General features: G+C 59.2%; 13 protein-coding genes and 1 tRNA gene. 9 read left to right on the top strand and 5 right to left on the bottom strand.

Translation table 11 applies throughout. The features are described 5' to 3' along the window. Positions 1 to 735 precede the first annotated feature (735 nt). Positions 736 to 808: transfer RNA gene (locus C7123_RS06010), tRNA-Lys, on the top strand. Between the two features lie 415 nt (positions 809 to 1,223). On the opposite strand, the gene C7123_RS06015 is transcribed toward C7123_RS06010, so the two are convergent. The 5 genes from C7123_RS06015 to C7123_RS06035 all read right to left on the bottom strand — a co-directional run bounded on the left by C7123_RS06015 (position 1,224) and on the right by C7123_RS06035 (position 4,450). Beyond that, complete coding sequence (locus C7123_RS06015) at positions 1,224 to 1,646, bottom strand: hypothetical protein (protein ID WP_394365937.1); 423 nt, start codon at positions 1,644 to 1,646, stop codon at positions 1,224 to 1,226. Positions 1,647 to 1,688: 42 nt separating this feature from the next. Then, positions 1,689 to 2,096: a hypothetical protein gene (locus C7123_RS06020; RefSeq protein ID WP_069176139.1), complete on the bottom strand. Its 408-nt coding sequence runs from the start codon at positions 2,094 to 2,096 to the stop codon at positions 1,689 to 1,691. A 54-nt stretch (positions 2,097 to 2,150) separates the two neighbouring features. Next, positions 2,151 to 2,723 carry an RNA polymerase sigma factor gene (locus tag C7123_RS06025; protein WP_069176140.1) on the bottom strand — a complete coding sequence of 191 codons (573 nt, stop codon included), beginning with the start codon at positions 2,721 to 2,723 and terminating at the stop codon, positions 2,151 to 2,153. Beyond that, positions 2,720 to 3,334 carry an aminotransferase class IV gene (locus C7123_RS06030; RefSeq protein WP_069176141.1) on the bottom strand — a complete coding sequence of 205 codons (615 nt, stop codon included), beginning with the start codon at positions 3,332 to 3,334 and terminating at the stop codon, positions 2,720 to 2,722. The genes C7123_RS06025 and C7123_RS06030 overlap by 4 nt, the downstream gene beginning before the upstream one ends. 147 nt (positions 3,335 to 3,481) lie before the next feature. Then, a complete protein-coding gene (locus tag C7123_RS06035; protein WP_069176142.1) occupies positions 3,482 to 4,450 on the bottom strand; it encodes an aminodeoxychorismate synthase component I in 969 nt (322 codons plus the stop codon). Between the two features lie 441 nt (positions 4,451 to 4,891). Between C7123_RS06035 and galE the strand changes: the two genes are divergently transcribed. From galE to C7123_RS06075, 8 genes are all read left to right on the top strand, one after another. Continuing rightward, positions 4,892 to 5,917, top strand: a complete 1,026-nt coding sequence (gene galE / locus C7123_RS06040) for a UDP-glucose 4-epimerase GalE (protein WP_069176143.1) — start codon at positions 4,892 to 4,894, stop codon at positions 5,915 to 5,917. Between the two features lie 30 nt (positions 5,918 to 5,947). Continuing rightward, a complete protein-coding gene (locus tag C7123_RS06045) occupies positions 5,948 to 6,577 on the top strand; it encodes a hypothetical protein (protein WP_069176144.1) in 630 nt (209 codons plus the stop codon). 129 nt (positions 6,578 to 6,706) lie between these two features. Further along, on the top strand, positions 6,707 to 7,324 hold the full coding sequence (locus C7123_RS06050; RefSeq protein ID WP_069176145.1) for a hypothetical protein: 618 nt from the start codon (positions 6,707 to 6,709) through the stop codon (positions 7,322 to 7,324). 128 nt (positions 7,325 to 7,452) lie between these two features. Further along, positions 7,453 to 8,772 (top strand): dGTP triphosphohydrolase, encoded by a 1,320-nt coding sequence (gene dgt / locus C7123_RS06055; RefSeq protein ID WP_069176146.1) that lies wholly within the window; start codon positions 7,453 to 7,455, stop codon positions 8,770 to 8,772. A gap of 731 nt (positions 8,773 to 9,503) precedes the next feature. Further along, positions 9,504 to 11,396: an amidophosphoribosyltransferase gene (locus C7123_RS06060; RefSeq protein WP_069176147.1), complete on the top strand. Its 1,893-nt coding sequence runs from the start codon at positions 9,504 to 9,506 to the stop codon at positions 11,394 to 11,396. A gap of 42 nt (positions 11,397 to 11,438) precedes the next feature. Continuing rightward, entirely contained in the window at positions 11,439 to 11,978 is a 540-nt protein-coding gene (locus tag C7123_RS06065; protein ID WP_069176148.1) for a GNAT family N-acetyltransferase, read from the top strand. Between the two features lie 110 nt (positions 11,979 to 12,088). Further along, positions 12,089 to 13,021, top strand: coding sequence for a 16S rRNA (cytosine(1402)-N(4))-methyltransferase RsmH (gene rsmH, locus C7123_RS06070; RefSeq protein WP_069176445.1), 933 nt, complete (start codon positions 12,089 to 12,091; stop codon positions 13,019 to 13,021). Continuing rightward, positions 13,018 to 13,365, top strand: coding sequence for an FtsL-like putative cell division protein (locus tag C7123_RS06075; protein ID WP_037981790.1), 348 nt, complete (start codon positions 13,018 to 13,020; stop codon positions 13,363 to 13,365). Before rsmH ends, C7123_RS06075 begins: the two co-directional genes overlap by 4 nt. Positions 13,366 to 13,395 lie beyond the last annotated feature (30 nt).

Here is a 13,395-nt window from a genome sequence, read left to right on the forward strand (position 1 = left end):
TTTTAGGAGCATATTTTGAAATACGTAATGATCCGATATACCATCGCTATCTCATCTCAAAATTTGATACCAATCATATTCTCTATTAGGAGTACATCTCGAAATATATAATAATCTGACCTTACACCGCTATTTCATCTCGAAATTCGATATGATATCATGCTTCATATTGTATTGTATTTTTAGATGCGCAAGAAAAAGATGCTTGTCTTGATCTATATTTTGAGATGAAGTATCCAGTGTGTATTGAATAGTATCATATTTCGAGATATGATATAAGAAGAACCATCATACGAATAGATATTTCGAAATGAGATGTTTGCATAGAAGATAATAGTACCATATTTTGAGATACACTATAAATGGATAGGATGCTAATGATGTATCAGAAAATATAGAGGTGATTCATGGTTCAGATTATACGATATTTTTAGATGAGATATAGAATGAACCAGGTGATAGCACTTCTGGAAGAAAAAAGAGGTTGTCACGCGGTGAATCGTACCCTCCTTTTTGCTGAGAAAGGCTGTCATGCGTCGAGGAGCGTGCTTCTGAGGAAAGAGAGAGGCTGTCATGCGGTGGATCGTGTCCTTTGGGACAAGAAAAAGCATGGGAAACGGTCGTGGATGGCTCTTTGGAACGTCGCAAAAGGCGGTCTGCACAGTGTGACGCCGTTTGTGCGATATGGAAAAAGGTCTACATTTGCCGCCGCATCGGAGAGATAGACGATGCATCGATTCGCTAGCTCAGCAGGTAGAGCACATCCCTTTTAAGGATGGGGTCCTGGGTTCGAGCCCCAGGCGAATCACCGGTATTCAGATGAATAAAAAAGCGAAGGCCTTCCACTCGTGGACTGATCCACAGTGGAAGGCCTTTTTTCGTGTCTTCTCTTTCATGTCTTCCTTTTCTTGCCTTGATGCAAGAAAAGGAAGCGAAAAGAAGATCAAGGCCTCACCGAGGCCGGGGAAGTTTGGCCGGGTACCAGGCAAACTTGGCTGGCGTCCCTGACGCCCCTTGATGCAAGAAAAGGAAGCGAAAAGAAAATCAAGGCCTCACCGAGGCCGGGGAAGTTTGGCCGGGTACCAGGCAAACTTGGCTGGCGTCCCTGACGCCTCTTGATGCAAGGAAAGGAAGCGAAAAGAAGATCAAGGCCTCTGCCGAGGCCGGGGAAGTTTGGCCGGGTACCAGGCAAACTTGGCTGGCGTCCCTGACGCCCCCGAGGGTTAGTCGTCTCGCTTGCGATTTTGAAGGAACTTACGGAGGAACTCGGCCTCGGCTTGCTGGTATTTGGAGAGCTTCTCGACGGAGAGGATCTTCTTGAAACGCTCGATGTATTCCTTCTCTAACTGGGCCTCTTTGAGGCGTGTCTCGGTGAGGCAGTCGGAGAGTTCGCGGCGCTCGCGATCGGTGAGGCCTTGATGTGAACGGTTCTTACGGGCTAGCTTACGGCACTCGCGGCCGACTTCCATCTTGCGGCGCTGGAGCTCGTTTTCGAGCGGGATAAAGGCTGCGGCCTCGTCGGCGGTGAGGCCGGCTTCGGCGGTGATGTAGGCGTTGCGTCGGGCGAAGAAGGCTTCGCGGTCGATGTGCTTCTGCGGGTCTCCCTTTTGCGCCGCGGATGGTGTGGGCGCCATGAGGGTGAACATGAGGGTAAGGAGTAGTAGGAGTGTCTTCATCTGTCGTTGTTGTTATTCCCATTCATTGATGTCGTCGGAGAAAAAGAGGTCGGCGTATTGCGCCTCGAGATAGTCCAGAAAGTCGGCCTCGTCGTCGGCCGCGGCGGAGGGTGTGGTGGCGTGCTGCACATAGAGCGGCTGCTCGGTGGTGCGATCGGCTGGGCGGAGGGCGGAGAGTCCTTTGAACAGGAGCACCATGCCCAGAAAGGCAGCTGCCAGGTAGATCAGCGGTTTGACCTTCTCCATGAGGGAGACCGTAGGCGGTTGTGGGGCGTCGGCTGGAGGGGCGTCGGCTGGAGGGTCGGGCAGGGCGGAGAGGATGTGGTTCGTGAGGCCTTCAAAGTAGCCGTCGGGCACACGAAACGGTTCGGTGTCACGGCTGGGAAAGTCCGGGGTGAGGGGTTCTTCTTTTGTCTTCATCAGATCTGTTTTTGGGGGTAAAGCGGCCGTAGGACGGAGGCTGCGTGAACGGGTTTAATCGTTGCCGCTGGTCATGTAGGCCGTGATTTTCTTGACCGCGTGGTGATAGGAGGCTTTGAGGGCGCCCTCGGAGGTGCCCAGGGCCTCGGACATGTCTTCGTATTTCATATCGTTGTAATAACGCAGGTTGAAGACGAGTCGCTGTTTGGGGGGCAGCTGCAAAACAGCCGTCTGGAAGCGGGTTTGGACCGCATCGCCATCGAAGAACTCGTCGCCACGAAGGGTCTCCACCAGGTAGCTGTCGGCGTCATCGAGCGAGAGGTGGCGGCGCAGGCGCTGCTTCTCTAAATGGGTGAGGCATTCGTTGGTGGCGATCTTGTAGAGCCAAGTGGAGATGCGGGCTTCACCGCGGAAAGTGTCCAGGTTGGCCCAAGCCTTGAGGAAGGTGTTTTGGAGCAGGTCGTTGGCGTCTTCGTGCGAGATGACCATGCGTCGGATCAGCCAGTAAAGTCGCTGACTGAAGGCCTCGACCGCCTCAGCGAAAGCGGCACGTCGGGTGGAGGGATCTTGCAGTCGGCTGTGCCACTGGGCGAAATCGGGTTCGGGTTGTAAGGGGGTCTCTTTCACGGCGCAAAAGTGTAGAAATCGAGGTGGACAGCCGTCGTAGGCAGGCGAATGGCCTCACGGAGCGGCATCATGGCGTTGATGAGTAGCAGCTCGTCGTAGGTCGGGAGGTCATGGAGGCGAACAGGCTCCATGTGGACGACGCCCTCGCGGAGCAGCCGTCGGCGACAGGTGCCGTCGAGCAAGAAGGTGTCGGGGGTGACGAGTTCGCGGCCACGACGGAGGACGAGGTTGGTGTACGACGTATCTGTCAGGTAACCGTCTCGGATGAAGAGCAGTTCGTCAGTCTCGGCAAGGGAGATCTGCGGCCGGGCCAGCGGCGCACGGTCGGCGTACTTGAAGGCGTACGTCGTGGTACCTGCATCCACAGCGAAGAGTCGCTCGATGTGCCGCCGACGGTAGGGCGTGAAGGTGACCTCGCGCAATGTGTGGTCATACAACACGCGACAGCGGACAGTGCCCGTGCGCAGGTCCGTCGGGAGGCGCGCTTCCAGATCTTGAGGCAACGTGGGTGCCGTGAAGCCGAAGTGGTCGGCGGTGCGGCGCATGCGGTCGGTGTGGTCGCTGAGGTGACACACGTGGCCGTCTTGAATGCGTATAGTTTCTATGAACATGGGGGGAGTATAGGGTAGTTAAAGGGTAGTCAGAGGGTAGTATAAGGTAGTTAGGGGGTAGTTAGAAGTAGAGAGAGAGAAGGGTTGTGGCACTACATCAGACTACCCTTTAACTACCCTCTGACTACCCCTGACTACCTTCTATTATTAGAAGGGGAGATAGACCTTTTGGATGACCTCCTCGTACTCGTCGTGCATGCGACTGCGGGCGGTGATGCCGCCGCCGCTCTGGTAGGTGAAGGGGTCGGTCGTGAGGTCGATGAAGCGGATGAAGACGGCCGAGTCGAGCGTGTGCCCATCGAAGAGTCCGAAGACGCCGGTGTAGAATCCGCGCGGCGTCTGCTCGGCCTGGCGAATGAGTCGCACGGTGGCGTCTTTCGGTGCGCCGGAGACGGAGCCCGCGGGTAACAGTCGGGCGATCACGTCGCCCACATGGCTGCGCCAATCTGTGGCCAGACGCCCCACGATCTCGGAGCTGACTTGCAGGATGGGCCCGGCCGACGTCTCGAGTCGGTCGATGTATCGAAAGCGTCGCACATGCACCCCTTCAGCCACCATCGAGAGGTCGTTACGGATCAGGTCGACGATCGTGTTGTGTTCGGCCGTCTCCTTGGGGTCGGATAGGATGCGCTCACGGGCTTCGGGCAGTCGGGCGTCGATGGTGCCCTTCATCGGGTTCGACGCGATGGTGCCGTCGGCATCGATCCGCACGAAGCGCTCGGGCGAGAAGCAGACGAAGGCCCCCGGGTAGTACATTTTATAGAGGGCTCGGGCGCGGCGGTAGATGGCGTCGGGGGCGAGGTCGGTGCGGATGGGCGTGCGGACGGTGAGGTTGGTCAGGAAGGAGTCGCCGCGGAGCAGTCCCGCACGGACGATGTCGAAACGGTGCGCATAGATCGCCTCAGGCTCGGGCATCCGCTCGAAGGTGTAAGGCACTTCGGAGCCGTCGTCCGACGCGTTGCTGACGCCGCGCAGGTTGAATCGCACCTCCGTCTGGTGGAGGGGGTCGGGGATAAAGAAGGCGTGCGTCAGCTCGAAGTCGAAGCCGAAAAGGAAGGGTCGGCCCGCCGCTCCGGCCCGGTTCATGTCGCGCACTACATCAGATGCATTTCTCATGGCCGCAAAAGTATCCATCCGCCCCTCCCCCATGATATGGGCACCCTCGGACGGGCGTAGGTGGCCCTAATGGCTTCTGTTTATTAAGTCGCAAGTGATTTCATTTAATAGGAAGAATCTTCCTATTAAGTCGCATGTGCTTTCATTTAGCAGGAAGAATCTGCTTATTAAATCACAGGCGAATTGACTTATTAGGAAGAATCTGCTTATTAAGTTGTAAGTGATTTGATTTAATAATCAGCATATGTTTTTGCCCCTAAAAGTACTCGGAGGTTCCCAAGCAGAACCTGTTTTTGCCCTTAAAAGCACCCGGAGGTTCCCAAGCAGAACCTGTTTTTGCCCCTGAAAGCCATCCGGGGGGCGCGGATTTCTTGGGATGGGTATACAAAATCCATTCGCACCTCGTTCTACTTTTGTGTTTAGAACCAACCCCCATACGATATGAGTAAGACAATCATTGTGACAGGCGGCACAGGCTACATCGGATCGCACACCACGGTAGAGCTGATCGAGGCCGGATACGACGTCGTCGCCATCGACAACCTTTCGAACTCCACCGCCGACGTGCCCGACGGCATTGCGCGCATCACCGGCCGGCGCCCCACCTTCTACGAGGCCGACTGCAACGACCGCGAGGCGATGGATCGCATCTTCGCCCAGCACGCCCCCGTCAGCGGCATCATCCACTTTGCCGCCAGCAAAGCCGTTGGCGAGTCTGTCCACAAGCCGCTGCTTTATTACCGCAACAACATCGTCTCCCTCCTCAACCTGCTCGAGCTCATGCCTCGGCACGGCGTCGAGGGCATCGTCTTCTCCTCCTCCTGCACCGTCTACGGCCAGCCTGCGCCCTCCGATCTGCCCGTCACCGAGGACGCGCCCATTCGGCCCGCCACCTCGCCCTATGGCAACACCAAGCAGATCAACGAGGAGATCATCCGTGACACCATCCATGCCGACGCGCCCTTCCGCGCCATCCTCCTCCGCTACTTTAACCCCATCGGCGCGCACCCATCGGCCGAGATCGGCGAACGCCCCGCGGGCACACCGCAGAACCTTGTGCCTTACCTCACTCAGACGGCCGCCGGGATCCGCCCCGAGCTACGTGTCTTTGGCGACGACTACGACACGCCCGACGGCTCCTGTATCCGCGACTATATCGACATCGTCGATCTGGCCCGTGCGCATGTGGAGGCCGTCCGTCGACTCGTCGATGGGCAGGCCACAGAGCCGCTCGAGGTCTTCAATCTCGGCACAGGCCGCGGCGTGTCCGTCTTGGAGCTGATCCGCACGTTCGAGGAAGCCACCGGTGTCCGTGTACCGTATCAGATCGTAGGCCGGCGCGAGGGCGACATCGAGCAGGTCTGGGCCGACCCCACGCGCGCAAACCGTGTCCTCGGCTGGACGGCCCGCACCCCCCTCTCCGACACCCTCCGCAACGCCTGGAAGTGGCAGCAGCGGCAGGAGTAGATCCCGCACACATTTTAATTACACACGCATATGAAAACGACTATTACACTCATCGCAGCCGTGCTCCTGCTACTTACCACGGGCGAGGACGCACTCCGGGCACAGACGGATGTGCCCCCTGCCGGCGCACGCTACGGTGTCAAGTCAGCTATCATCAAGAAGTCCTTCTATGGCCCGGGAGGAGACCGTGAGATCACCATCTATATAGATGATTACGGGGCCAGGGAGGCCGAAGAGGATAGAATGGGCAAGCATCAATCGCTGAGAATCCGCAATGAAAAAGACAAGACAGAGGTCGTAGTGGATTTCAGCGAGCGTACCGTCAATATCGGTGGGTGGGAGTCGAAGCGTCAGATCAACTATCGCCACCTCAAGCTCGGGGAATTGGAACGCTATGGCCTGACGGAGGCCGGTACGAAGGTGTTGTTAGGCAAGACCTGTCGGGTGTACAAGCAAAATACGTGGTTGAAGAGCTACATGGTAACGGTCACGCACTACGTTTGGGAGGGTATCAATCTGAAGTCAGATCTCAAGTATGATGAAGTCCCCGGGTGGGAAGAGCGAGAAGAAGTGAAGTCGATCCAGGTGAATGTTGACGTCCCACAAGAGAAATTCCAAATCCCCCGGGGCTTTAAGGTCAAAGATTGGAGAGGTAGGTAGCTGGGAAATGAAGGACTAACAACAGTCAGATACATGTGTGGCGTGTCAAGGCCGTAGATACTCCGCCTCGTTTTTAGCTTTTCGTTTTTAGCTTTTCATTTGCCACCCTCATTTTATACGATAAACGATATGAAGACAACACTTTTGATTCTTGCGTCGCTCTTGCTTACGGGCACGCTCTCGGCGCAACTCGATCCTACCGCTGGCCATCGCTACGGCATCCGTTCGGCCATCATTAAGAAAGAAACGAAGTCCATGGCCGGCGCGATAGCCAACACGCTCTACTTCGACAACTTCGGCGACCGTGAGGCGACCGAGATGACGATGAAAATGGGCGAAGAGGAGAAGCACCTCCGTGTCGTGGCTGAGGACGGTGGCCGCATGAACGTCACCCTGGATCTCGACCAGAAGAAGGCCTTCCGCATGCCGGCCCCCGACCAGCCGCGCAACTTCCGCCAACTCTCACCCGAGGACATCGAGCGTTTCAAGATCAAAGAGGTGGGCACGGGCGACGTGGCCGGAAAGCCCTGCAAGAAGTACGAGATGGAACTCACCCAGTCCGGAGTCAAGCTCCAGGCTACGGTCTGGATCTGGGAGGGCATCATGCTTCGTTACGAGGCCCGCTATCAGGGCAACCTGATGGTAACCGACGAGGCCTCCGAGGTGGAGGAGAACGTGGATGTACCCGCCGATAAGTTTGCCATCCCCGCCGAGGTCAAGGTGGAAGCAGCCCCGTCGATGAACTAATAACGCACGTCTAAAGGCGAACGGACGGCCGGATACCGGATGGGGGCGAGTCTCCCTCCTGTACCCGGCTTTCGTTTGTAGTCGCCTGGACCGTTCCTCCCAACACCGTAACACTTAGACTCCCCCCTATGAACTGGCAACAACTGATTTCAGGCCGCCGACTCGGCATCGAATCCTATCACGAGCGCAAACATGAGCGCACCAACTTCCAGCGCGACTATGATCGGCTGATCTTCTCCGCCCCCTTCCGAAGGCTGCAAAACAAGACGCAGGTCTTCCCCCTGCCTGGCAGCATCTTCGTGCACAATCGGCTTACGCATAGCTTGGAGGTCTCATGCGTCGGACGTTCGTTAGGGGCCAACGTGGCTGCCCGCCTCGCCCCCCGACACGACGCCGACACGGCCGCCGCACTCCACGAAATGGGCGCCATCGTCTCTGCCGCCTGTCTGGCCCATGACATGGGCAACCCACCTTTTGGCCACTCTGGCGAGCGCGCCATCTCGGCCTTCTTCACCGACGGTGACGGTCGCACGTTGGAGACGGCCGTCCGTGCCGAAGGCAGCCGCTGGGAGGACTTCGTCTGCTTCGAAGGCAACGCCAACGCCATGCGCCTACTCACCCACCGTTTCGTGGGCCGTCGACAGGGCGGATTCGCGCTCACATACAGCACGCTCGCCTCGATCGTCAAGTATCCCTACGCCTCCACGCTGGCCGGCAGCCGCGGCAAGTTCGGCTTCTTCCAGAGCGAAGAGCCCACCTACCTCGGCATCGCCAACGAGCTGGGCATCCCCCACCTCGACGGCCGCTTCGCCCGCCACCCGCTCGTCTACCTGGTCGAGGCGGCGGACGACATCTGCTACCAAGTCATGGACATCGAGGACGCCCACAAGCTCCGCATCCTGTCCGCCGACGAGGCGATCGGCCTCCTCCTCGGCTTTTTCGAGGGCGAACAGCTGGAGCACGTCAGCCGCACGATGATGATCGTGGACGACACGAACGAACGTATCGCCTACCTCCGCTCCTCCGTCATCGGGCTGCTGGTAGATGAATGTACCCGTACGTTTGTCGACCACGAGGCCGAACTGCTCGAGGGCGCCTTCCCCGGCCCGCTCATCGAGGGCATCGGGGGTCACGCCGCTGCGGCCTACCAAGCCTGCTCCGAGGTGGCGCGTCGAAAAATTTATACCGCCGGCGAGGTCGTAGACATCGAGCTGGCCGGTCACCGGATCTTTAGCTACCTCCTGACGGCCGTCATCGACGCCGTCCTCCATCCCACCCACGCCTACAGTCGGCTTCTGCTCAGCCGCATCCCCAGCCAGTACGACACCGCGTCGCCGACCGTCTACGGCAAGATCCAGTGCGCCCTCGACTACATCTCAGGCATGACCGACGTCTACGCCCTCGACCTCTATCGCAAGATCACCGGCATGAGCCTTCCCGCGGTGTGAAGCGGGGGTGGCGGTCCCGTCAAGCGACTTTTTGGCGTCGCTGCGTGCCAGCGGCTCCGTCATGCGACATTCTGGCGTCGCTGCGTGCCAGCGGCCCCGTCAAGCGACTTTTTGGCGTCGCTTTCGACCCAGCGGCCCCGTCAAGCGAGTTTTTGGTGTCGCTGCGTGCCAGCGGCCCCGTCAAGCGACTTTTTAGCGTCGCTGCGTGCCAGCGGCCCCGTCAAGCGACTTTTTGGCGTCGCTGCGTGCCAGCGGCCCCGTCAAGCGACTTTTTGGCGTCGCTGCGTGCCAGCGGCCCCGTCAAGCGACTTTTTGGCGTCGCTGGGAGCCAGCGGCCCCGTCAAGCGACTTTTTGGCGTCGCTGGGAGCCAGCGGCCCCGTCAAGCGACTTTTTAGCGTCGCTTTCGACCCAGCGGGCCCGTCAAGCGACTTTTTGGCGTCGCTGCGTGCCAGCGGCTCCGTCATGCGACATTTTGGCGTCGCTGCGTGCCAGCGGCTCCGTCATGCGACATTTTGGCGTCGCTGCGTGCCAGCGGCGTCGCCCGAGCGACTTTTTGGCGTCGCTTTCGACCCAGCGGGCCTGTCAACTGACTTGCCGGCGGATGAGAAACAGAAATCCCTTAAATCCTGTGGCAGATCATCTCCCCGGGTCATCGTAGGCAACGATCAATTGACAATTCCCCCCTCCGCCTCTACCTTTGCCGCCTCAGAATAAATTCACGACAAACGAAATGGAGACTTTGAAGCATGAATGCGGCGTGGCAATGATCCGGTTGCTCCAACCGCTCGAGTATTATCATCGTAAATACGGCACCTGGATGTATGCCCTCAACAAACTCTACCTCCTCATGGAGAAGCAGCACAATCGCGGGCAGGACGGCGCGGGTTTCGCCTGCGTAAAGCTCAGCGCCACGCCCGGCGAGGAGTATATGTTTCGCGAGCGGGCCGCTGGGACGGGTGCCATCACGGAGATCTTCGAGACGGTCTACAGCCAATATCGCGACATCGCTCCCGAGCGCCTCGCCGATCCGGCTCACGCCGCGGCCAGTCTGCCCTTCGCCGGCGAACTCTACATGGGCCATCTGCGTTACAGCACCACCGGCCGGTCGGGCCTCGCTTACATCCACCCCTTCCTGCGCCGCAGCAATTGGCGCGCCTGCAACCTGGCCCTCTGCGGCAACTTCAACCTCACGAACACGGACGACATCTTCGCCGAGATCCGCACCTCCGGGCAGCACCCCCGCAAGTATGCCGACACGTATTTTATCCTCGAGCAAGTGGGCCATCTGCTCGACACGGAGGCCGACCGCCTGCGCCGACAGTTCGAAGTCGACGAGGGGCGTACGGGGCTGGAGGTGACGCGTGAGGTGGAGCGGCACATTGACCTTTCGCGCATCGTGCAGCCCGCTGCCCGGACCTGGGACGGCGGCTTTGTCATCTGTGGCGCCACCGGCAGCGGCGAGTCCTTCACCATCCGCGACCCGTGGGGCATCCGCACCGCCTTCTATTACGCCGACGACGAGATCGTGGTCATCGCCTCCGAGCGCCCCGTCATTCAGACCGTCATGAATGTGCAAGCCGCCGACGTCCGCGAGCTGGGCCGTGGCGAAGCGCTCTTCATCCGCCGCGACGGTACCTGGCGCACCGAGCAGCTCCTCGAACCCCGCGCCCTCAGCGCTTGCTCCTTCGAGCGCATCTATTTCTCCCGCGGCAGCGACCGCGACATCTATCGCGAGCGCAAGCAGCTGGGCGAAAACCTCGTCGCACCGATCCTCCGTAAGGTGGACGGCGACCTGGAGCACACCGTCTTCTCCTTCATCCCCAACACCGCCGAGATGGCCTACTTCGGTATGCTCGAAGGCCTACAGAAGCACCTCGATCGACGCATGGAGCAGCAGCTGGCCGAACCCGCAGTGCTCAGCGATCCCGAGGCCGTGCGCCGCATCTTGGCCCAACGCGTAAGGAGCGAGAAGGTCGTCTTGAAAGACATCAAGCTCCGCACCTTCATCGCCGAGGGCAACACCCGCAACGACCTCGCGGCGCACGTCTATGACATCACCTACGGCAGCATCGAGCCTTACGAAGACAATCTCGTGGTGATCGACGATAGCATCGTGCGCGGCACCACCCTTCGGCGCAGCATCATCAGCATCCTCGATCGGCTCCACCCGCGTCGCATCATCGTCGTCTCCTCCTCGCCGCAGATCCGCTACCCGGATTATTACGGCATCGACATGTCCAGCCTCGGCGAATTCATCGCCTTCCGCACGGCCATCGACCTGCTGAAAACGCGCGGCATGGCCCACGTCATCACGGACGCTTACGATCGTGCCCGCCGTCAGCAGGGTACGCCCGACGAGCTGCGCGTGAACTGCGTCAAAGCCATCTACGCGCCCTTCACTGACGAGGACATCTCTGATCACATGGCGCGTATGCTCACCGGATCCGACATCCACGCCGAAATCGGCATCGTCTTCCAGTCCCTCGAGGGTCTCCACCGTGCCTGTCCGCATCACCCCGGCGATTGGTACTTCTCGGGCGACTATCCCACGCCCGGTGGCACACGCTTAGTCAACCGTGCCTTCATTCAGTACATGGAACAGACCTATCGCCATCGCTCTTGAAGTCTCGTAAGGCAAACAGCTACTCCCCCCACTTTCGACACAATGAAACGCATTCGACTGACTGACCCCAGCCACCCGGACTTTGCTCGTGCCTGGCGGCTCTACAAAGAATCCTTCCCCGTCGACGAACGTCGGCGGCTGAACTCTCATCGCCGCATCATGCTCCGATCGATCTACCATTTTGATGTCGTGATGGATCACAATGTCTTTATCGGCATCCTGCTTTGGTGGGATTTTGAGAGCGTGCGCTACATCGAACACCTGGCCGTCGTCCCCACCCTGCGCGGCATGCAGCACGGCGAACGCATCCTCCGGCGCTTCCTCTCCGAATCCGACATGCCTGTCTGGCTGGAGGTGGAACCGCCGGACAACGACCTGCGCAACCGTCGCGTGGGCTTCTACCGTCGCGTGGGCTTCACCCTCAACGAGCATGACTACACGCAGCCGGCTTACGAGAAGAGCAGTCAGCCCGTCCCCCTGCTCGTCATGACCTATCCCGAAGCCATCACCGAACCGGACATCCGCTTCTTCTGCCGCCAGTATCATCCCCTGCTCACGGATTACAGTCTGGCGGGGGCCTAAGAAGCTGTTTTGCACGGAGGGAACAGCAAACTCTTGTCTGCGTGTGTAGTTTTGCCCGCGTTTTAACAATTGACTTCCCCCGCTGCTGATCAGCAGACACCGCATAAATGATGGATAGAGAAAGAAACGATTACCACGTCCCCGCCCTGCTCGACGAATGTTTGGAGGCGCTCAGCCTGTCGCCGGATGGCGTCTATGTAGACGTCACCTTCGGCGGCGGCGGCCATAGCCGTGCCATCCTCAGCCGACTGGGCCCCGACGGCCGACTCTTCGCTTTCGATCAAGACGCCGACGCCGAGGCCAACGCCCCGACCGACGATCCGCGGTTCATCTTTATCCGCAGCAACTTTCGCTATCTCGCCTCCTTCCTGCGCTATCACGGCGTCAGACAGGTGGACGGGGTGCTGGCCGACCTCGGCGTCTCGTCGCACCACTTCGATACGCCCCAGCGCGGCTTCTCCTTTCGCTTCGACGGCGAGGCCGATATGCGCATGAACAATCGTGCGGGGCGCACTGCGTCCGAGGTGGTGAATACGTACACCGAAGAGCAGCTCACCCGCCTACTACAGACCTACGGCGAGCTGACGAATGCACGCCGTGCCGCCGAGGCCATCGTCCGTGCGCGTGCCGAACGCCCCATCCGCACGACGGCCGAGCTGACCGCCATCCTGCAACCCATGGCCGGCCGACGAGATGCGTCGGGCTACTATGCGCAGGTCTTCCAGGCGCTACGGATCGAGGTGAACGACGAGATGGGCGCCCTGAGCGACCTGCTCCGTCAGGCGCTGCGTGTGATCCGGCCCGGCGGACGGCTGGCGGTCATCACCTACCACTCGCTGGAGGATCGGCCCGTGAAGCGCTTCATGCGCACCGGTCGCATCGACGGGCGGAGCGAGGAGGACGTCTATGGCAATCGCCTTTCGCCTATTCGCCCCGTGGGCCGTAAGCCCATCGTGCCGACGGCCGATGAGGTGGCGCGCAATCCGCGGGTGCGCAGCGCCAAATTGCGCGTGGGAGAAATCATAAACGAAGAGGAACAATGACGAACGAAACGAATACATCAAGCAAACCCAAAAGGCAGCTCACGCTGCTCTATATCCTGGGCGGAGGCGTGCTGAAGGAGGACTTCATCATTCGCCATACCCGCCTGATTGTGTTGGTGGTGGTGATGCTTTTCATCTTCATCAGCAACCGCTACACCTGCCTGCTGAAACTGCGCGAGATAGACCGTCTGCAGCGCGAGCTGAAGGACGTGAAGAATGAATCGCTGGCTGTGTCGGGACAGCTGACGGGCAGCAATCGCCTGTCGCAAATCGAGCTATTGGTCAAGGAGAAAGGCTTAGACATCGAGACGGCTCAGACGCCGCCTTACATCATTCGTAAATGACATGCCAGCGATGAAAGCCTTTTCTCATCC

Source organism: Tannerella serpentiformis (assembly GCF_003033925.1).
In the GTDB taxonomy this organism is placed as follows: Bacteria; Bacteroidota; Bacteroidia; order Bacteroidales; family Tannerellaceae; genus Tannerella; species Tannerella serpentiformis.

Bases quoted from the DNA above. Each gene is read 5' to 3' on its own strand.
- C7123_RS06015 (WP_394365937.1), bottom strand. From the start codon at position 1,646: ATGTTCACCCTCATGGCGCCCACACCATCCGCGGCGCAAAAGGGAGAC.
- C7123_RS06020 (WP_069176139.1), bottom strand. From the start codon at position 2,096: ATGAAGACAAAAGAAGAACCCCTCACCCCGGACTTTCCCAGCCGTGAC.
- C7123_RS06030 (WP_069176141.1), bottom strand. From the start codon at position 3,334: ATGTTCATAGAAACTATACGCATTCAAGACGGCCACGTGTGTCACCTC.
- C7123_RS06035 (WP_069176142.1), bottom strand. From the start codon at position 4,450: ATGAGAAATGCATCTGATGTAGTGCGCGACATGAACCGGGCCGGAGCG.
- galE (WP_069176143.1), top strand. From the start codon at position 4,892: ATGAGTAAGACAATCATTGTGACAGGCGGCACAGGCTACATCGGATCG.
- C7123_RS06045 (WP_069176144.1), top strand. From the start codon at position 5,948: ATGAAAACGACTATTACACTCATCGCAGCCGTGCTCCTGCTACTTACC.
- C7123_RS06050 (WP_069176145.1), top strand. From the start codon at position 6,707: ATGAAGACAACACTTTTGATTCTTGCGTCGCTCTTGCTTACGGGCACG.
- dgt (WP_069176146.1), top strand. From the start codon at position 7,453: ATGAACTGGCAACAACTGATTTCAGGCCGCCGACTCGGCATCGAATCC.
- C7123_RS06060 (WP_069176147.1), top strand. From the start codon at position 9,504: ATGGAGACTTTGAAGCATGAATGCGGCGTGGCAATGATCCGGTTGCTC.
- C7123_RS06065 (WP_069176148.1), top strand. From the start codon at position 11,439: ATGAAACGCATTCGACTGACTGACCCCAGCCACCCGGACTTTGCTCGT.
- rsmH (WP_069176445.1), top strand. From the start codon at position 12,089: ATGGATAGAGAAAGAAACGATTACCACGTCCCCGCCCTGCTCGACGAA.
- C7123_RS06075 (WP_037981790.1), top strand. From the start codon at position 13,018: ATGACGAACGAAACGAATACATCAAGCAAACCCAAAAGGCAGCTCACG.